A 19,798-nucleotide genomic window follows, 5' to 3' on the forward strand; every position below is an offset into this window, starting at 1 on the left:
CTCCATTTTTAATTGGTTATAAGTGAATACGTGTTTCCATCCGCAGCTTGCGGCTGATGCCCACGTAGGAAGGCCGTGACTCCAGTTCTCGTCAATTCCTTGATTCCATATGGACGGACCAGCTCGAGGAAAGCCTCGATCTTATCCGTGTCACCAGTTACTTGGACGATCATGCTGTCTTTGCTGATATCGACTGCACTTGCCCGGAACGGTGCAATGATGCTTTGCAGCTCATTGCGGCTGGCAGGGGGGCAGACGACCTTCACCAGTGCCAGTTCCCGTGCCACGATGGCATTATCGGTAATATCGGCAACCTTCAGGACGTCAATCTGCTTGTGAAGCTGCTTTGTGAGCTGTTCCAGCTTTTGCATGTCTTCCACTTCGACGACGAATGTCATTCGGCTGATTTGTTCCACTTCGGTTTTACCGACTGAAATACTATCAATATTGAATTGCCTTTTTTGCATCAGACCGGTTATCCGATTCAGCACACCGCTTCGATTTTGGACGGTGGCGGTAATGATTCGTTTCATCGACTCACTCCAATCATTTCATGCAGTCCTTTTCCAGGCGCAATCATCGGGAACACATTCTCCTGTCGCAGCACACGGCAGTCGATCACAACTGGTTCTTTCGATTGAAGCAGGGCAGGCAGCTCAGCTACGAGCTGTTCCTGTGTGTCCAAACGAACGCCTTTGATACTGTAGCTATCCGCCAATTTGATGAAATCAGGCTGGACATCAAGCAGTGATTCGGAATACCGTTCCTGATAGAAGAATTCCTGCCATTGCCTTACCATGCCGAGGCTTTGGTTATTGACAATCAGTACCTTAACCGGCAGCTTTCGCTCTTGCAGAACGGATAGTTCCTGCATCGTCATCTGGAACCCACCGTCGCCGACTACGCTGATGACTGTACTGTCGGGACTTGCCAGCTGGGCTCCGATGGCAGCAGGGAAACCGAAGCCCATCGTGCCGAGTCCGCCGGAGGTCACCCAGCGGTTCGGCTGATCGAAACCATAATATTGCGCTGCCCACATTTGATGCTGCCCAACATCTGTCGTGATGATGGCATTTCCGTTTGTTGCTTTGTGCACAGCTTGCATGACCCATTGCGGGATGAGTTCTTGTACTGGATTGTTAAACCAAAGCGGAAATTCTAATTTGTACTGCTGCAAATGATCACGCCATGGCTGGATGTCCGGTATCTCTGCTTCTGCTTCTTGAAGCGCCTGCAGCGCTGCTTTGGCATCTGCCACAACCGGAATGGCAGTAGGAATGATTTTACCGATTTCAGCCGGATCGATATCGATATGTGCAATCGTGGCTTGTGGGGCAAAATGCTCCAAGTTACCAGTGAGTCTGTCATCAAATCTGGCACCGACATTGATCAGCAAATCGCATTCATACAACGCGCGATTGGCTGCATATGTCCCGTGCATGCCAGCCATACCAAGAAACTGATCATCGCTGGCAGGAAAAGCACCGAGACCAAGCAGGGTGGAGGTGACGGGCAGCTGGAAACGTTTAGCGAAGGCATGCACTTCTTCTGATGCCTTGGCATGCACGATGCCTGCACCTGTCAAGAGGATCGGGCGTTTTGCCTCTACAATCGCTTGCGTAAGTTTTTTGATCTGGTTGCTGTTTGGCTTCGTTGTCGGCTGATAACCAGGAAGGTGGACATCACCCCCGTCTAGAGAAGATTCATAAGCTTCACCGGAAATATCTTTCGGGATATCAATCACCACAGGTCCAGGTCTTCCAGTTGTTGCGATATAAAATGCTTCCTTGATGATCCGGGGCATATCTTCTTGCTTTTGAACCTGATAATTATGTTTGGTGATCGGTGTGGTGATGCCAATCACATCCGATTCTTGAAATGCATCGGTACCGATGACGCTTCTGCTGACTTGCCCTGTGAATACGACAAGAGGCAAAGAATCCATCATGGCATCGGCAATTCCGGTAATAAGATTCGTTGCGCCAGGTCCTGAAGTTGCGATTACGACTCCAGGTTTTCCGGAAACGCGGGCATATCCTTCGGCAGCGTGGATGGCTCCTTGTTCATGCCGGGTCAAGATGTGCTGAAATCGGGGTTCTGCGCGATACAAGGCATCATAAATCGGAAGTACGGCTCCTCCCGGATAGCCGAAAATGGTATCGACTCCGGCTGCCTGCAGTGCTTCTACGAATAAGTCAGCACCTGTTTTGGGAGTTTTGGCAGCAGGCTTTCTTTCTTGTACAGCTTGTGCCTTCACCTTCATGGTTATATCCCTCCAGTAATTTTTGATATATAAAAAAGCCCTTTTTCTCCATTCAAGCAATTCAGCAAGAAATGGGGAAAAAAGACTTTGCTTTTCTCGGTACCACCCAAGTTCACAACTTCCTTACGGTAAGCTGCCTCATGGAGCTTTCATGAAAGCTCCGTTTTGATAACAGGTGCACTGCACCTGGCTAAGCCTACTAGTTGTTTCAGCTAAGCACTCAGGGAAGAGAATGACGGATTATATTGCCAGGCTTTCAGCACCCCTGGCTCTCTGTGAATATAATGCTTCCGTCACTAAGGTCCCGTCTTCGTTTTGTTTATATTTTCATCACACCGCCAGTATTGGCGGAAGTTACAAGTTTTGCGTACTTTGCAAGGTAACCCGATTTGATTTTTGGCTCCGGCTGTTTCCAAGTTTGGCGGCGGGTCTCGAGAACATCTTCGTCGACGAGTAATTCAATGCTGCGAGTTTCCAAGTCGATGAGGATCGGATCACCATTTTCAACGAATGCTATCGGACCGCCCTCGGCTGCTTCTGGTGAAATATGACCGACCGAGATACCGCGAGTAGCACCGGAGAAGCGCCCGTCTGTGATCAAAGCTACTTCTTTTGCTAAGCCGCGGCCGGCGATGGCGGAAGTAGGAGAAAGCATCTCCGGCATCCCGGGACCGCCTTTTGGACCTTCGTAGCGTATGACAACGACGTGACCGGCTTGCACAGTCCCATTTGTAATTCCTTCCTGGGCCTCATCCTGTGAATTGAAGACGATTGCCTCGCCAAGAAACTTCTTGATGGAAGGATCTACTGCCCCGACCTTGATCACACTTCCGTCAGGTGCCAGATTGCCGTACAGGACACTAAGTCCTCCAACTGGACTATACGGGTTATTCAATGGCCGAATGACTTCTTTATTTAGAATCTCGTAGTCTTCTACGTTCTCAGCAATTGTCTTGCCGGTGATGGTAATTCTTTCTTTGTGAAGAAGACCGTCGATTTTACATAACTCGTTGATGATGGCACTGACACCACCAGCCAGGTGGACGTCATGCATGGAATAATCGGATGCAGGACTGATTTTGGATAGGTATGGAACTTTTTCGGCAATTTTATTGATATCTGCCAGATTGTATTCAATGCCTGCCTCATGTGCGATAGCGATTGTATGGAGGACCGTATTTGTCGATCCGCCCATGGCCATATCCAAGGCAAAAGCATTATCAAAGGTTTCTTTCGTCATGATATCGCGAGGACGAATATCTTCTTTGACAAGTCGGATCAAATGTCGGGCAGCTTCGTAGATCAGTTCATGCCGTTCATCGGATGTGGCAAGTAATGTTCCATTCCCGGGTACTGTCATACCGAGCATTTCCATCAAGCTATTCATCGAATTGGCAGTGAACATACCCGAGCAAGATCCACATGTTGGACATGCCAGTGTTTCGATCGTTGCTAATTCCTGTTCGGTCATTGTACCGTTTTGAACAGCACCTACACCCTCGAACATGGACACCAAGTTCAATGGTTTTCCATCCGGACTAACTCCAGCTTCCATCGGGCCTCCGGAAACAAAGACAGAAGGGACATTAGTCCTTGCTGAAGCCATCAACATGCCGGGTGTTATCTTATCGCAATTCGGTATATAGAAGACGCCATCGAACCAGTGCGCTTGTATGACAGTCTCAGCGCTGTCTGCTATGATCTCTCTGCTTGGCAAGCTGTAACGCATACCGATATGGCCCATTGCAATGCCGTCATCTACACCGATTGTATTGAATTCGAAAGGAATTCCACCAGCTTGGCGGATTGCATCTTTTACTACTTCGGCGAATTTGTTTAAATGCATATGACCTGGAATGATATCGATGTAAGAGTTGCATACACCGATGAATGGTTTTCCTAAATCAGATGTCTTTACCCCGGTCGCGTGAAGCAAACTGCGGTGCGGGGCGCGGTCAATCCCTGTTTTGATCATGTCACTTCGCATTGGATCAAAACACCTCCCAGCTGCAAAAGTTCTCTTTTTTACGTGTGATTGAATGCGAAAAACGAATGAATTAAATAATTAGAAAATTCATTTATTTGATTGATTGTCAGTTATCATAACGCCTAACCAGAGCTAGGTCAACAGCTATTTGAATAAATTTTCAGATTCTTTAAATAAGTCAATCTATTTGTAAGCGCTACCAATACACTGGCGTTGGGATTGTATGTAAGAAAATCTGGCAAAAAACTTTTTTATATCCCTTGATTTTATATAAACAATGACTTGTACATTTATGGAAAACTTATAGGGATATAGGTCAGACGAGGGGACAGGAAATAATTGTGTGAATAGTTATAGAGAGATTGTGAGCTTAGGATTAATTTATTTCTTATGAAGGAGGCAGAAATCATCGATGCCTGGCCCGAACATCGTAGAAAATGGTGGATTTGAATCGGGTAGTCTGATGCCATGGGTTTCATCTTTTGCATCCATCACCCAGCAATTTGCACACAGCGGAAACTATGCAGCAAGACTGGATGGCAGTCAGGTAACTGCTTTTATCGCACAATATGTATCACCAGTTTTATCGGGTTATAATTATACGCTGTCACTTTATTTGGCAAGAGAAAGTGAACTGCCAGCACCAGCAGTACAGGCACAGATAGTTTTCTTATCTGAGGATTTCCAAACAATAGGCAGTGGGTTGCTGCTTGATGTCCCGGCAGACAGCATTCCCGTTGCTTCCCAAGAAGGCTGGACACATGTTACGGGAGTTTCAGCCACGGCACCTGAGGGAACGGCACAAGTTTTTTTATTAATTAACACACTGCCTAATCTTGCAAATGGCAGTATCTTGGTAGATGACGTGAGTTTGGCGTTTCTTGAAGATGACATAGGTATAACTGGGCCGACCGGACCTACCGGTGCAACCGGGCCGACTGGACCTACCGGAGTAACGGGAACGACCGGTCTCACTGGAGTGACAGGATCAACTGGTTCAACCGGTCCCACTGGAGTGACAGGATCAACTGGTTCAACCGGCCCCACTGGAGTGACAGGATCGACTGGTTCAACTGGTCTTACTGGAGTAACAGGAGCAACTGGAATCACGGGCCTTACCGGAGTAATAGGGGAAACGGGATCAACGGGTCTCACCGGAGCAACCGGAGAAACGGGAGCGACCGGCCTCACCGGAGTAACAGGAGAAACAGGAACAACCGGCCTCACTGGAGCGACAGGAGAAACGGGAGCGACCGGCCTCACTGGAGCAACAGGAGAAACAGGAGCGACCGGCCTCACCGGAGTGACAGGAGAAACGGGAGCGACCGGCCTCACCGGAGTGACAGGAGAAACGGGAGCAACCGGCCTCACCGGAGGAACAGGAGAAACAGGAGAAACAGGAACAACCGGTCTTACTGGAGCGACAGGAGAAACGGGAGCCCCGGGCCTTACCGGAGTGACCGGAGAAACAGGAGCGACCGGCCTCACCGGAGCAACAGGAGAAACGGGAGCGACCGGTCTCACCGGAGTGACCGGAGAAACGGGAGCGACCGGCCTCACCGGAGCAACAGGAGAAACAGGGACCACGGGCCTCACCGGAGTGACAGGAGAAACGGGATCAACCGGTCTTACTGGAGTAACAGGAGAAACGGGAGCCGTCGGCCTTACAGGCCCCACCGGAGAAACGGGAGCGACCGGCCTTACCGGAGTAACAGGAGAAACAGGAGCAACCGGCCTTACCGGCGTGACGGGAGAAACGGGAGCGACCGGCCTTACCGGAGTGACAGGAGAAACAGGAGCCCCGGGTCTCACCGGAGCAACAGGAGAAACGGGAGCCCCGGGCCTTACCGGAGCAACAGGAGCAACAGGAGAAACGGGGGCCACGGGCCTCACCGGAGTGACAGGAGAAACGGGATCAACCGGCCTTACTGGAGTAACAGGAGCAACTGGAATCACGGGTCTTACCGGAGTAACAGGGGAAACGGGATCATCTGGTCTCACCGGAGCAACAGGAGAAACGGGAGCGACCGGCCTCACCGGAGCAACAGGAGAAACAGGAACAACCGGTCTTACTGGAGCGACAGGAGAAACGGGGGCCATGGGCCTCACCGGAGTAACAGGAGAAACAGGAGCCCCGGGCCTTACTGGAGTAACAGGGGAAACGGGAGCCCCGGGCCTTACCGGAGTAACAGGAGAAACAGGAACAACCGGCCTCACTGGAGCGACAGGAGAAACGGGAGCCCCGGGCCTTACCGGAGTGACAGGAGAAACGGGATCAACCGGTCTCGCCGGAGCAAGAGGAGAAACAGGAGCGACCGGCCTCCCCGGAGTGACAGGAGAAACGGGAGCCCCGGGCCTTACCGGAGCAACAGGAGAAACGGGAGCGACCGGCCTCACCGGAGTGACAGGAGAAACGGGAGCCCCGGGCCTTACCGGAGTGACAGGAGAAACGGGAGCGACCGGACTCACTGGAGCAACAGGAGAAACCGGAGCGACCGGACTCACTGGAGTGACAGGAGAAACGGGAGCCCCGGGCCTTACCGGAGCAACAGGAGAAACGGGATCAACCGGTCTCACCGGAGTGACAGGAGAAACAGGAGCCGTCGGCCTTACCGGCCCCACCGGAGAAACGGGAGCCCCGGGCCTTACCGGAGTGACCGGAGAAACAGGAGCGACCGGCCTCACCGGAGTGACAGGAGAAACGGGAGCCCCGGGCCTTACCGGAGCAACAGGAGAAACGGGATCAACCGGCCTCACTGGAGCAACAGGAGAAACAGGAGCGACCGGCCTCACTGGAGCAACAGGAGAAACAGGAGCGACCGGCCTCACTGGAGTGACAGGAGAAACGGGATCAACCGGTCTCACCGGAGTGACAGGAGAAACGGGATCAACCGGTCTCACCGGAGCAACAGGAGAAACAGGATCAACCGGTCTTACCGGAGCAACCGGAGAAACGGGGGCCACGGGTCTCACCGGAGCAACAGGAGAAACGGGAACCCCGGGCCTTACCGGAGCGACAGGAGAAACGGGAGCGACCGGCCTTACCGGAGCAACAGGAGAAACGGGAGCGACCGGCCTCACCGGAGTGACAGGAGAAACGGGAGCCCCAGGCCTTACCGGAGTGACCGGAGAAACAGGAGCGACCGGCCTCACCGGCCCAACCGGAGCGGCAGGAATCACTGGCCCAACCGGAGCAACAGGAACCACCGGTCCAGCGGGTCTCACCGGCCCGACCGGAGGAGCAGGAATCACCGGCCCAACCGGAGCAACAGGAACCACCGGTCCAGCGGGAATCACCGGCCCAACCGGAGCGGCAGGAATCACTGGCCCAACCGGAGCAACAGGAACCACCGGTCCAGCGGGTCTTACCGGCCCGACCGGAGGAGCAGGAATCACTGGCCTCACCGGAGCGACGGGAACCACGGGTCCAGCCGGGATTACCGGCCCAACCGGAGCGACCGGTTCTACGGGTAGTGCTCTTCCTTCTGTTAGTGCCATTGCTGCGAACCAGGCAACAGCAGCACTTCCAGTCCCGCTTAACACCGATACAGTAATCAATACAATTTCTCCAACAGTAGTAGCGGGTAATAATGTGAAATTGGATTTCACTTCACAGATTGCAGTTGTAGCAACTGCGAACTGGTCAGTAAGTGTTACTGCTACTCTGCGGAGAGATGCCACCACTACTCTTAATCAGGTGACTATCAGCAGAACAGGTACGGCTGCGGGGACTTATCGGATCATTTTGCCAAACACGTTCATAGACGTGGTTCCGACTACAGGAGCCGTGACCTATACATTGAGCGTCACTGTAGTCCCCACTGCGAATATCACATCAGCTACTGCAGAAACACGTAATTTGAATGGAACACGATTCGTTTAACACAAAGAAGGTCATAGTTTCCTTATAGCTATGACCTTCTTGCTTTTTATCCATGCCGAAAAATATCGAACACTAAGACTTTTCAGTCAATACAACGAAGCGTATAATAGGAAGGTAGTTCAAGGGAGGTATACATATGACAAATAAATATGGACAAACGTGGGATTTGGATGTGATTTTCCCGGGAGGAAGCAATTCCCCTGCACTGGCGGAATATGCAGGAAAAGCAGAACAGGCCATAAGTGAATGGAAACAGGCTTTAAAATCTTTCCAAGTACCTGATCAGGGAGAAGATACTGCGGGCTTGGTGCGTATCTTGGAAAAGTGGGAAGCATCTGCGAAACATGTATTTGAGGTTGTTGCATTCGTTGAATGTTTGGTAGCGCAAGATGTGACGGATAAGAAAGCGAAGCAATGGTCCGGGAAAAAAGATGAACTAATGGCTGCTTATAGCGGGACACTTACCGGTGTGGATAGAGTGATTACACAAGTACCGCAGCAGACATGGGAGCAGCTGCTTGAGCAGCCGGAATTGATCAATTATGCATTCATCCTTGATGAGCGCAAAAAAGAAGCGACTGAGAAGCTTGCACCTGAGCAGGAAGTATTGCTGAATGATTTGGCCATCGATGGTTATCATGGCTGGGGAAGCATGTATGACACGATTGTCGGCAGCATTCAAGTGCCGTTGCAAATCGATGGAAAAGAGACATATTATTCCGTCGGCCAAGCAGCTAATAAGCTTGATGCTGCGGATCGGAAAGTTCGTCAGCATGTGTTTGCCAGAATGCAGGAAGCATGGACAGAGAAGGAAGATTTCTTTGCTGAAACGCTTAACCACCTGGCTGGTTTCCGTCTGCAGTCATACAAACACCGCAAATGGGATAATGTGTTGAAGGAACCGCTTGCTTATAACCGTATGTCTAAGGAAACATTGGATGCTATGTGGGGAGCCATTACGGATGAGAAAGATGCATTCGTAAAATATTTGCAGCGTAAAGCTGAGATTTTGGGACTGGAGAAATTGAGCTGGTATGATATTGATGCGCCGCTTTCTTCAGCAACGAAACATGTATCCTACGATGAAGCAGCTGATTTCATCGTGAAGCATTTCCGCGCTTACAGCAGCCAAATGGCTGATTTCTCACAGCAAGCATTCGTGAAGCGCTGGATAGAAGCGGAAGACCGTAATAGCAAACGTCCTGGCGGTTTTTGCACGAGCTTCCCTGACAAAAAAGAAAGCCGGATCTTCATGACATTCAGCGGAACAGCTTCCAATGTATCGACACTTGCGCATGAACTGGGTCATGCTTATCATAGTTATGCGATGAACGATGTGGAACAGCTGAATCAGGAATATGCGATGAACGTAGCGGAAACAGCTTCTACATTGGCAGAACTGATCGTTTCGGATGCCGCGGTAAAAGAAGCGGAAACGAAGGAAGAAAAGATTGCATTGATCGAGGAAAAAATTCAGCGCAGTATCGCTTTCTTCATGAATATCCATGCGCGATTCTTGTTTGAGACTAGATTTTATGAGGAGCGCAAAGAAGGACTCGTATCCGCAGCACGCTTGCGCGAGTTGATGGTCGAAGCTCAGAAAGAAGCATACAATGACCAGCTTGATGAATATGATCCGACATTCTGGGCATCCAAATTGCATTTCTATGCAACAGACGTGCCGTTCTATAATTTCCCGTATACGTTCGGTTACTTGTTCAGTACGGGCATCTATGCCAAAGCTGCTGAGAATCCGGAAGACTTTGAACGCTCCTACAATGCATTGCTGGAGGATACTGGGCGAATGACGGTAGAAGATTTGGCAATGAAGCATTTGCAGGAAGATTTGACGGATAAGGCATTTTGGTTAAAAGCTATCGAGGTATGTAAGCAGGATATCGAAGAATTCCTGAAATTGACTGCAGAATAATGGGAAGAGCCACAGACAGTGGTAGGCAGATTGTAGAGGAACTCCAGTTTCTCTGCAATCTTTTTTATGTAAGGTATTAATAGAAACCTTGTCTGGGATACAGGCGTTTTTTTGCAGGTTGACACAAAAGCGGTTCCTGCTACTTTCATTGAAGTAGAGGAACCACTTTAAACCGTTTTATTTATTCCCTTAATTTAGAAATTTTTTGTCCAACTTTGAAAATACATAAAATAAAGATCATGATTAATAAGGTAAAAAAGACATCCAATACTATTGAATTTTGCAAAAAGGCCATGCTTACTGCAAGTATGATGAATGTAATGAATACTGTAAGCAGATGTTGCAGCAAGCTATTGTATTTTTCAATTTGATATTCATGCTCGGTATAAATTTCAGGGGTATGCTCCTGGGACTCTTTTGTACGGAAATAGTGCCAATTTCCGTACCGTGTAACATACTCCCAGCCAGTATCCTGAAAAATCGTTTTGTATTCATTCAGGTCATTGTCGCTGGTAGATTTATAATCCAGTCTATATATGTAAGAAGCAGGTTCGATTTTTTCAAAGGTATAGAGAAATTTATAGGACTTCAAGGCCCATCCTTTTTTTGCCATCCTGTTTAACCAAATTTCTTCACTCTTGTCCTGCCACGCTAAAAAGACCTTGAATACTTTTTTATCTGTGTTCATAGATTTACTCTTCCACCTCAATGCTTTCAACCTTTTTTCGACTTACTTCAACTAAGTTTTGCAGTCGATTCCACTCTAACTTCACAACATGTTTCCCTAACTCTGTAAGTATGTAGCATTTTCTTCGTTCTCCGTCTTCTTGGGTTTTAGCAATGATTTTTTGTTTTTCCAATTTACTTAATGCGCCATATAAAGTTCCTGGACCTAACTTAACTTCACCTTTGCTCATCTCTTCTACTTTTTGCATGATGCCATACCCATGAAGAGGGGTGGTGAGGGAAATCAATATATAAAAAGTTGTATGTGTAAGTGGTAAGTATTGTACTGGTGAGGTTTTTTTCATTCTGCTACCTCCAATTTGCTGTTTATCATACCTTCTATAGTGGCTACATTATTATAGCATATCAGAATCAGCCCATTTTTCTAACAAAAGGGAAATTAAGGGTTGAAAATTGTAGCAATAGGGATTAATATATCAATGTCCGTTATATCGTGTTGCGATATAACGAGTGGTGATGTAGGGATAGCGTAGGACTGTGATTTTAAAAAGGAGAGAATTATTATGAAAATAAATGAGTTATCAATTAATGGCGGCATGGCACATGGGGATGCGGTCTCATTTTACGGTAAGAACTATCAATCCCGCGCCAAAAGAAATAAAACTGGTGAGATAAGTGTAGAGATTCAAAAGCTTAAATCATTACCCAATTGGTTGAACAACATGCTGCTAATTCCAGTACTTAGAGGTTTTGCTGATACGATTTATGCCTTTTATATGAAATGGTGGGTAGGTCTCCTATTCCTTATTGCGCCTATTGCAATGAATTATCGTATCCAGGCAGTAATGGACTTATTCACTTCTCAATCAGGAAACGCTGAGGCGGGATTTATTTTCGGAATGCTTACAGGTTTGATCATGGTAACCATCGTGCTGAAATTAACTCCAACTGGTAAATACCATGCTGCAGAGCATATTGTCCATAACTTATATTTACAGGGAAGACCGCTTAATGTAGAAGAAGGAAAAAACACATCGAGAATCCATGAGTGGTGCGGGACGGGATGTATATTTTTACTAATTACATATACGGTGATCATGGTATTCATTCCAATTCCTACGTGGCTCAAGATCATTTTGTGGTTTCCTTTTTACGGAGAAGTAATCATGAATCAAAACAAGTACTTCCGAATGGTTGTCACACCGTTTAAGTGGATTACATACGCATCGCAGTTCCTGACAACATCGAAACCGAAGGAAGAACATATAGAGGTTTCACTTAAAGCATTTCAAAGCTTGCTGGAGAAAGAGGAGTCGTTGCGCAAATCAAAAACAATTGCTTAAAGAAAGTCAAAAAAGATGATTTTATCTTAATGGGTTACCATCATCTTTTCACAACATGCTCCAGTGATTTGATTAGCGTAAAAGACCACTTGCTGAAGTGGTCTTTTACTATGACAAATGTCATCTTTCTTCATGACATTTCTTCCTTACTTCCTGTGTTATGACTTGTTATCTTGATAGCAGGAGGTGGCTATATGCTGATGCTGAATCATATCAGTAAATCATTCCATGGACAATCGGTTCTTAGAGATATTACGTTCCAGATGTCAGAAGGGGAAAGTATCCTCTTGCTTGGTGCAAATGGAGCTGGAAAATCCACTTTAATCAAAATCATTTTAAGAATGCTGCAGCAAGATGCCGGCAGGATCCAATGGGCAACGAAAAGTCCCAGAATCGGTTATGTACCACAGTCGCCTTCCATGATAGGGAATTTGACAGTCAGGCAATTTGCTTCCTATGTGCTTTCCTTACATGGCAGACGGTTTCAAGTCGGTACTGTTCTGAAAGATGCTGGGTTGGATGCCAAAAGAAAAATGCTGGCAGAAAATTTAAGTGCAGGACAAATGAAGCGTCTATTATTCCAGCTGGCTGTAGTGACCAAGCCAAAGCTGCTCATCATGGACGAACCGACAGCTGGAATGGATGTGGAAGCCAAGCGCCTGTTTCGGAAGCAACTATCAGCGGTACGTGCTGATGGAGTCAGCGTATTGATTACGACACATATACTTGCTGAAGCAGAGGAGATTGCCGACCGATTGTTATATCTGGAAGACGGGATGTTAACAGTGGATCGGTCAATCGATGAAATCAGGCAGCTTAGGCAGTCAGTAAGCTTTCGGACAGATAAAAAGCATCAGGAACTGCTGTTATCCATGGGGTACAGCCTGCATGAAGGGTTATTTCGGAAACTGACAGATGATGCGGATAAGGAACTGCAGCTGCTTATCCAAAGGAGCATCCAGCTAAAGCAGCTTGAAATCAAAGGAGATACACTTGAGAAGTATGTGGAGGGGTTGTCAAGGGAGGGAGCAGGCTTATGAAATCGATTATTCTGACAGTTAGTATGGAACTTCAGCGGATGATGAAAGATAGATATTTTCTATTTTTTTCATTGCTGATGCCTTTCATTTTTTATAGCTTGTTTACTTACATTAATAAAGGCGTCGCTGTTAGTGGAATGGACTTTGATTATTTCTTTCTTATTTCCATGACTTGTTACAGCTTAGTAGTGAATTCCGTGCAAGGATTCGGCATTCAAATTATGTATGATCGCAGACAAACTTGGATGGACTATCTTTTTACGCATCCTGTCACGCCATCACAATATTTCATCGCTCGTATTTTTACCCAGCTCTTGCTCAATTCAATGATCGTCTCGGTATTCTTCCTTGTCATAAATACCTGGAAACAGTTTGACCGACCCATCGGAGAATGGATCATGACAAGTGTTTGGCTGTTGGTTGTCTCGATTTTATTTTTAACGATCGGAATCTTGATTGCCCAATCCAAAAAAATCCAAACAGCATCTGTAACAGCCAATATTGTTGTATTGGTCCTGGCGATTTTAGGAGGACTTTGGATGCCGCTAGGGACATTTCCCGAATGGGTGCAAATGATCGGGGAGTGGCTGCCATCTCATCTGTACGCAAGAGGCGCGTGGAACATCGCTGCGGGTGAGGGTATTGAAATTACTAATATAATAATCCTTGTCTGTTATTTTTTGTTATGCTTTATAGGAGCAATGATGTTGCAGTACAGACAAAGGAGTTGAGTATATAGATGAAGAAATTTCGCTTATTTCCGAAAGAGGATGGCTATATACCGCATCTTTGGCTGCTGTATTTTTATTATTCATGCTTGGGTTTACTTAATATTGAAGGTTTTTGTTTTTGGCTCACTTTGCTGACCTTGGTTGCTGTTTTTATCTGCTATCGAGAAATATATTGGCGGCCTGAACATACGTTTGCTGCTTCCATGATCATGACACCGCTTATTGCTTTTCTCGTTTTCTTCGTATCAGCATCTTATTTTTATTTACTTTTATACGCAATGAGCATGCTGTATGGTTTGAAGAAGCCGTGGAAATTCTGGGTGGGGTATGCTGCTATCAATAGTGTGACAGTATGCTTGCTGCTTGTAGATATACTTGGTTTAACGAATATAATTTGGGGTTATCTTTTGCCGGGTATTTTAATCGGCTTGATTACACCTGCAGCCTGGAAAGCTCAAGAGACATGGTATCGAAAGTGGGAAGCAGTCAACCAAGAATTATCCGAAGCGAACAACCGAGTCGAAGAATTGATCAAAGAGAGGGAACGAGATAGAATTGCCCGTGATTTACATGATACAGTCGGGCAGACATTATCGACTATTTCGGTGAAAAGTGATATATCGAAAAAGCTTTTACATCACAATCGGGATCGGGCAGAACAGGAATTGCACGATATCCAGCTGCTAGCTAGATCATTGCTTCAGGACATGCGTGAAATAGTCAGTGATTTGCGTCATGTTTCGTTGCAAGAGGAAATGGAATCTGCTCGTTATCGATTACAGGAAGCTGGTATTGATGTTGAATTGGAACGGCAAATGCCGCTGATGAAGGATAGTTCTAAGGAAACGCTGCTTGCTTATATTGTGAAAGAAGCTGTCACGAATGTCATCCGTCATAGCAATGCTACATTATGTAAGATTCGAGTCAGTCAATCTGGCAGCGAGCTACTTTTGGAAGTAGTGGACAATGGCAGCTTCGATGGCAGGGAGTGGCAAGAAGGAAATGGCATGGATGGAATCAGGAAAAGAGTGAGGCTGATGAAGGGGAGAGTCCATTTCGAAAAACGGCAAAATAGCGGATTACATCTGGCAATACATGTTCCGATGCAAACCGAAGGAGGTACTTCGCATGATTCGTATGCTGTTGGCGGATGATCAAAACATGCTTCGAGGCGCAATGGCAACGATGCTTGATTTAGAGGAAGATTTCTATGTTGACTGTCAGGCTGCCACTGGTGAGGAAGTTCTGCAAGCACTGCAAACAAAAACATATGATCTGCTGATTCTGGACATCGAGATGCCGAAATATAGCGGCTTGGAAGTTGTGGATTGGATGCGGCAAAACAACCGCTCCGAAAAGGTGCTGATGCTGACGACCTTTTCCACTGCTGCCTATGTAAAAGAAGCGATGAAGATGAAAGTGGAAGGATATCTATTGAAAGATACACCGAGTGAACAGCTGGCACATGCTGTAAGAGATATCGTGAATCATGGACGCACGGTGATAAGCCCTGAAATAACGTATCAATTCGTACAGGGAATCGATAATCCGCTAAGTGAACGTGAAAAGCAAATTCTCCAGCTGGCTGAACGAGGATACTCTACCAAACAAATAGCTGCAGAACTATTTTTATCTCCAGGGACTGTCCGGAACTACTTCTCCGAACTTCTGGATAAGCTCGGAGCTCAGAATCGTTCGCAAGCAGTTTACATAGCGAAGGAGAAGGAATACATATAAAAAACACAGCTCCGAAAAGGAACTGTGTTTCTGAAATTTAATCTCTTGCATCCAGCATGGCTTGTAGTTTTTTGGAAACTGTAAGCAGGATCAGACCTACTATGATAGCAGCTGCACCGATTATGCTGAATATCTCCACATAACCGAGGGTAGCTGTCAATCCGGCAAGCCATCCGGAGATAATGGCAGCAATACCGTTAGCTGCCATCCATACACCCATCAAAAGTGAAGCAATTTTTACAGGTGCTACTTTACTTACCATCGATAGACCTACAGGTGACAAGCAAAGCTCACCTATGGTATGGAATAGATAGGTAAAGACGATGAATAAGATATTTGCTTTGTGAACAATATCCGTTTCATCACTGCCTGTATAAAGTACGGCTGGAACTAAAACCATAAAACCTAGCCCTAATAGAACCATACCCATAGACATCTTTGTCGTTGTACGTAAATCACCGCGTTTTGATTTACTTAGTTTCAACCAGATACCAGATATTATTGGTGCAAGGATGACAATGAATAGCGGATTGACAGATTGGAACCAGGAAACAGGTATTGTATAACCGCCCACACTTCTATCAATGAAATCCCTTGTATAAAGTGTCAGGGAAGTACCTGCTTGTTCAAAGCCAGCCCAGAAGAAGATAACAAATACTAACAGTATTAGTACTGCACCTGTCCGTTTCTTTTCAGCTTTTGTCATTTTTGCTGCAGGAGCACTTTTTGCAGTAACTTCAGTTCGAGCAGGTTTTGTTCCGATATTCCCCAAATACTTTTTACCTAACATGCTGAAAATCAATTGACCGATAATCATACCGATGGAAGAGGCCAAGAATGCCCATTTGAATCCAAAGTGCTCAATACCGTCAGCATCCACGGAGTGGAATAAATCTTCTGCAAGGAAACCAGCGATCAATGGGGAGAAGAATGCTCCCAAGTTGATTCCCATGTAGAAGATTGTGAAGGCAGCATCTTTCCGTTTATCCCTGGGGTCATACAGTTCACCAACATAAGTTGAGATATTCGGTTTAAAGAATCCATTACCTATGATCAAGCAAAGAATCCCTAAATAAAGACCTAATTGGCTATTGAATAGAAATATTGTGAAATCTCCGATCGCCATGATGATACCACCGATCGTGATTGCTTTACGCAGTCCAATATATCTGTCTGTTAAATAACCGCCGATGATAGGCGTGAAGTAAATGACTCCTCCGTATAAACTGTAAATGAAAGCAGCGTGTTGTGTGCTCATTCCCAGGCCACCACTTATTACTGCAGCAGTCAAGTAAAGCATTAACACAGAGCGCATTCCATAATAGCTATATCTTTCCCACAATTCGGTGAAGAAGAGAAGATACAATCCCTTTGGATGCTTCTTCCCTTGTGGGATTGTAGCCGGTGTATCCATTTTTAATCCTCCCTTTTTAAAGAACAGTGTCCATTATACGTCATAGTTTTTCTCGAATTCAAACAATTTCGTTAGATGAAGTAAAAGTAATAAAATTGCTAAAATTAACACTTGGATTATATTTCATCTATAGGAAATATCAATAATTGTTGCTAGCGCTGTCATTCTTCTATATAATGGATGGACAACAGAAAACAAATCGGTACAAAAAAGCCTGCAGGGGGAGCCATTCCGGCTGAGATGGACATTCGTCCAGACCCTTCGAACCTGTGAGTTAGCACTCGCGTAGGGATGTAGCTTCTTTGATGGGGAAACAATGCGCATTGGGGCCATCGGAAGGATTCTCTGCGGCATTGTTTTTTGTTGCATTCTTTTATTAGGGGAGAAGCAATATGCAATCAAGAAGCAAGGTTTTATTTTTAGTGGAGGTGGCAATATTCGCCGCACTCGCATTCGTATTGGATTTATTTTCATTCAAAGCATGGGCGCAAGGAGGCAGTATCTCCTTACAGATGGTCCCGATATTTTTGATGGCGTTTCGCTGGGGATGGAAAGGTGGACTTGCAACTGGGTTAGTTGTAGGATTGCTGCAATTAGTCACCAACCCTTATATAATACATGTTGTCCAAGGGTTCCTGGATTACCCTTTAGCTTTCACTTTGGTTGGACTGGCAGCTGTAACGGCAGGATCTGCACGTAAAGCTGCAAAAGAGAACAATCGGACGAAACTTGTTGGATACTTGGTTATTGGCACGTTGATTGGCAGTCTCGGGCGGTTCGCAGCTCATTTTGTAGGAGGAATGGTCTTTTTCGGATCAGCAGCTGCTCCAGGGCAAACTGTTTGGGCCTACTCTCTTTTCTATAATGGATCTTATTTACTTCCGAGTTTCATAGCCAGCATAGTGGTCATTCTCATTCTGATTCTTGCTCAGCCAAAGCTCATCTTACCGAAGTAATAATAAAGGCACTGCTTATCAGACTGAAAAGCTAAATGATTCTTTTGCAGAGATTGTAAAATATCTATCTAAGAGCAAATAAAAAAGTAGAAGGCACCTATATGTAGTAGGCTCCTTCTACTTTTTTTGATTTTTAACCACTTATTCTGTGGCCACCTCATCAGAATAGTGCTTTCATTTAAATAAGCAAGCCTTCGACATTTTCTGTTTCGGTTACAATCAAGAAGATTTTCCCTTCATCCAAATCCTCTTCGAAATCCTCCGATTCTTCTTGAGAGAAGCCGATTTCCTGCAATTTCGTGCGAAGCTCATCACCAGGTTTGCTGAACATGCTTCCTACCGCACTTTTGGCTCCCATCTCGGATAGCCCGATCGTATTGGCATCCACTTTGCTGGAGACGCGCTTTGTTCTGTCATCATCATGTGATAAGACATAGATATTGTCTTTATTTACCCCTTTGGTACTCAGCTGCTGAATGTCTTCCTGAAGCTTTTCATCGTTTGTGTACTCTTTTAGATATGGTTTCATTTTTATCTCTCCTTTAATTACTGGCGTGTATTAATTATCTACCCGCTCGGCAAAAAACGAAACAATCCCCCTATATAGATGAAAATATTCAACTTCGTCTGCTGTTTAGACGAAATTAGACATACAGAAGAATTAGGTTATGTTAAACAGTATGAAAATCGAAGTTTCCAAATCTGCCGAGGAGGAAACGATATGGCTGATATCATAGATCTTGATCAAGTACAGACAAAAAAATGCTTATGTCAGGTCGCCAGGCGAATATGAGATTTATTTGACTGTCGTTAAATATGTAAATAAATATTCGAAGAATATGCTGCCAAGGTTTTCGTTCAAAACGACTGATTCTGATTTGGCTGAAATATACAATGGTGATCGGCAACTCTTCTTAAAAAGTTACTATGACTTGCTGCGCTATTGGGATATCACACTGGAGGAGATTCCTGCTAATGAAGAAATCGAACGTTTTCCGAAGATAGGCGATTTGTGTTTCTTCATCGATCGCAAAATACAAAAAGATAAATATATGAGTTGATCTGACAGCTGGAACGTAACAGCTGTCTTTTTTGCTTTAGGATAGAAAAGATGAATCCGTGAAAGCCTATGGAAGATACGTTTAGCGTCGTATTGTTAGGGCAATACAGAACTAATCGATTGCAAAAGGAGAGAGCTGTATGGTGAATAAGACAACTGAAGTTTCTGCAGCAGAGGTGCTGGAACTGCTGGAAATAGAGGGCGGAGAAAAAGTGATAGTCTTTGGAGCTGGCAATGGGGAGTTGGTAATACCGATTGCCCATAAAACGAAGGATCGTGTGATGGCCCTGGAAAAAGATGAAGCTTTACTAGAAAAGTTGGCGCTTCGAGCGGAGGAGGAAACGCTGTCGAATATCGATCGGATGCCGAGCGGGGTAGGCAGATTGAATTTTCCGGATGCTTCTTTCCAGCGCGGGCTGGCGGCATTTGTTTTGGACAATACCGATGATCTCGAATTGGCTGCTCAAGAAATACACAGAGTCACCATCGAAAAAGGCGTTGTGGTTGCACTTGGTTACACCAAGGATCACAGTGCAGACCTGCTTTCAGATAAATTGACGCAGGCAGGGTTCGAAGTGACGTCAGGAGATTTGAATGAGGAAGTATATTATGTAAAAGCATATAAAGCATGAGAAAACCGCCAGGAGGGCGGTTTTTTTGCGTATAAGTACTTATTGGAACATGCTCGGGATGTCACTTTCTGCTGTCGGTTAGGTCCATATTTTCGCATCGTATCATCCTTTCTGACATTATCTGGATCTGTACCC

Annotated in this window: 17 protein-coding genes and 1 riboswitch; of the genes, 10 read left to right on the forward strand and 7 right to left on the reverse strand. The window is 45.9% G+C overall.

Translation table 11 applies throughout. The annotated features are described in order from the left end of the window. Positions 1–8 precede the first annotated feature (8 nt). From ilvN to ilvD, 3 genes are all read right to left on the reverse strand, one after another. Positions 9–533 carry an acetolactate synthase small subunit gene (gene ilvN, locus AB1K91_RS08910; RefSeq protein ID WP_413089444.1) on the reverse strand — a complete coding sequence of 175 codons (525 nt, stop codon included), beginning with the start codon at positions 531–533 and terminating at the stop codon, positions 9–11. Then, entirely contained in the window at positions 530–2,263 is a 1,734-nt protein-coding gene (gene ilvB / locus AB1K91_RS08915) for a biosynthetic-type acetolactate synthase large subunit (protein ID WP_413089445.1), read from the reverse strand. The genes ilvN and ilvB overlap by 4 nt, the downstream gene beginning before the upstream one ends. Before the next feature lie 319 nt (positions 2,264–2,582). Next, positions 2,583–4,250 carry a dihydroxy-acid dehydratase gene (gene ilvD / locus AB1K91_RS08920; protein WP_413089446.1) on the reverse strand — a complete coding sequence of 556 codons (1,668 nt, stop codon included), beginning with the start codon at positions 4,248–4,250 and terminating at the stop codon, positions 2,583–2,585. A 412-nt stretch (positions 4,251–4,662) separates the two neighbouring features. Here ilvD and AB1K91_RS08925 point away from each other — a divergent pair, with 412 nt between their 5' ends. Beyond that, a complete protein-coding gene (locus tag AB1K91_RS08925; RefSeq protein ID WP_413089447.1) occupies positions 4,663–8,133 on the forward strand; it encodes an NTTRR-F1 domain in 3,471 nt (1,156 codons plus the stop codon). A 136-nt stretch (positions 8,134–8,269) separates the two neighbouring features. Further along, entirely contained in the window at positions 8,270–10,063 is a 1,794-nt protein-coding gene (locus tag AB1K91_RS08930) for a M3 family oligoendopeptidase (protein WP_413089448.1), read from the forward strand. Between the two features lie 181 nt (positions 10,064–10,244). Here the strand turns inward: AB1K91_RS08930 and AB1K91_RS08935 are convergent, their stop codons facing one another. Further along, positions 10,245–10,751, reverse strand: coding sequence for a DUF2812 domain-containing protein (locus AB1K91_RS08935; RefSeq protein WP_413089449.1), 507 nt, complete (start codon positions 10,749–10,751; stop codon positions 10,245–10,247). Positions 10,752–10,755: 4 nt separating this feature from the next. Then, positions 10,756–11,094, reverse strand: a complete 339-nt coding sequence (locus tag AB1K91_RS08940; protein ID WP_413089451.1) for a PadR family transcriptional regulator — start codon at positions 11,092–11,094, stop codon at positions 10,756–10,758. A 219-nt stretch (positions 11,095–11,313) separates the two neighbouring features. Between AB1K91_RS08940 and AB1K91_RS08945 the strand changes: the two genes are divergently transcribed. The 5 genes from AB1K91_RS08945 to AB1K91_RS08965 all read left to right on the forward strand — a co-directional run bounded on the left by AB1K91_RS08945 (position 11,314) and on the right by AB1K91_RS08965 (position 15,601). Then, positions 11,314–12,093: a DUF1385 domain-containing protein gene (locus tag AB1K91_RS08945; RefSeq protein WP_413089452.1), complete on the forward strand. Its 780-nt coding sequence runs from the start codon at positions 11,314–11,316 to the stop codon at positions 12,091–12,093. A 194-nt stretch (positions 12,094–12,287) separates the two neighbouring features. Beyond that, a complete protein-coding gene (locus AB1K91_RS08950) occupies positions 12,288–13,133 on the forward strand; it encodes an ABC transporter ATP-binding protein (protein ID WP_413089453.1) in 846 nt (281 codons plus the stop codon). Continuing rightward, positions 13,130–13,864 carry an ABC transporter permease gene (locus tag AB1K91_RS08955; RefSeq protein ID WP_413089454.1) on the forward strand — a complete coding sequence of 245 codons (735 nt, stop codon included), beginning with the start codon at positions 13,130–13,132 and terminating at the stop codon, positions 13,862–13,864. The genes AB1K91_RS08950 and AB1K91_RS08955 overlap by 4 nt, the downstream gene beginning before the upstream one ends. 8 nt (positions 13,865–13,872) lie before the next feature. Further along, positions 13,873–15,018: a histidine kinase gene (locus AB1K91_RS08960; RefSeq protein WP_413089455.1), complete on the forward strand. Its 1,146-nt coding sequence runs from the start codon at positions 13,873–13,875 to the stop codon at positions 15,016–15,018. Continuing rightward, positions 14,993–15,601: a response regulator transcription factor gene (locus AB1K91_RS08965; protein ID WP_413089456.1), complete on the forward strand. Its 609-nt coding sequence runs from the start codon at positions 14,993–14,995 to the stop codon at positions 15,599–15,601. Before AB1K91_RS08960 ends, AB1K91_RS08965 begins: the two co-directional genes overlap by 26 nt. 37 nt (positions 15,602–15,638) lie before the next feature. Here AB1K91_RS08965 and AB1K91_RS08970 read toward each other — a convergent pair whose 3' ends face one another. Further along, positions 15,639–17,015, reverse strand: a complete 1,377-nt coding sequence (locus tag AB1K91_RS08970) for a peptide MFS transporter (RefSeq protein WP_413089457.1) — start codon at positions 17,013–17,015, stop codon at positions 15,639–15,641. Positions 17,016–17,224: 209 nt separating this feature from the next. Continuing rightward, positions 17,225–17,324: riboswitch (TPP riboswitch) on the forward strand. Positions 17,325–17,407: 83 nt separating this feature from the next. On the opposite strand from AB1K91_RS08970, the gene thiT reads away from it, so the two are divergent. Next, entirely contained in the window at positions 17,408–17,971 is a 564-nt protein-coding gene (thiT, locus tag AB1K91_RS08975; RefSeq protein WP_413089458.1) for an energy-coupled thiamine transporter ThiT, read from the forward strand. Positions 17,972–18,149: 178 nt separating this feature from the next. Here thiT and AB1K91_RS08980 read toward each other — a convergent pair whose 3' ends face one another. After that, on the reverse strand, positions 18,150–18,500 hold the full coding sequence (locus AB1K91_RS08980) for a YflT domain-containing protein (RefSeq protein WP_413089459.1): 351 nt from the start codon (positions 18,498–18,500) through the stop codon (positions 18,150–18,152). A 271-nt stretch (positions 18,501–18,771) separates the two neighbouring features. Here AB1K91_RS08980 and AB1K91_RS08985 point away from each other — a divergent pair, with 271 nt between their 5' ends. Together AB1K91_RS08985 and AB1K91_RS08990 are read left to right on the forward strand one after the other, a co-directional pair. Further along, positions 18,772–19,032 (forward strand): hypothetical protein, encoded by a 261-nt coding sequence (locus tag AB1K91_RS08985; protein ID WP_413089460.1) that lies wholly within the window; start codon positions 18,772–18,774, stop codon positions 19,030–19,032. 139 nt (positions 19,033–19,171) lie between these two features. Then, the gene (locus tag AB1K91_RS08990) at positions 19,172–19,663 is read left to right on the forward strand and encodes a class I SAM-dependent methyltransferase (RefSeq protein ID WP_413089461.1); all 492 of its coding nucleotides are present in this window, start codon (positions 19,172–19,174) and stop codon (positions 19,661–19,663) included. Positions 19,664–19,798: the final 135 nt, after the last annotated feature.

This window comes from Terribacillus jepli, assembly GCF_047228925.1.
GTDB lineage: Bacteria > Bacillota > Bacilli > Bacillales > Amphibacillaceae > Terribacillus.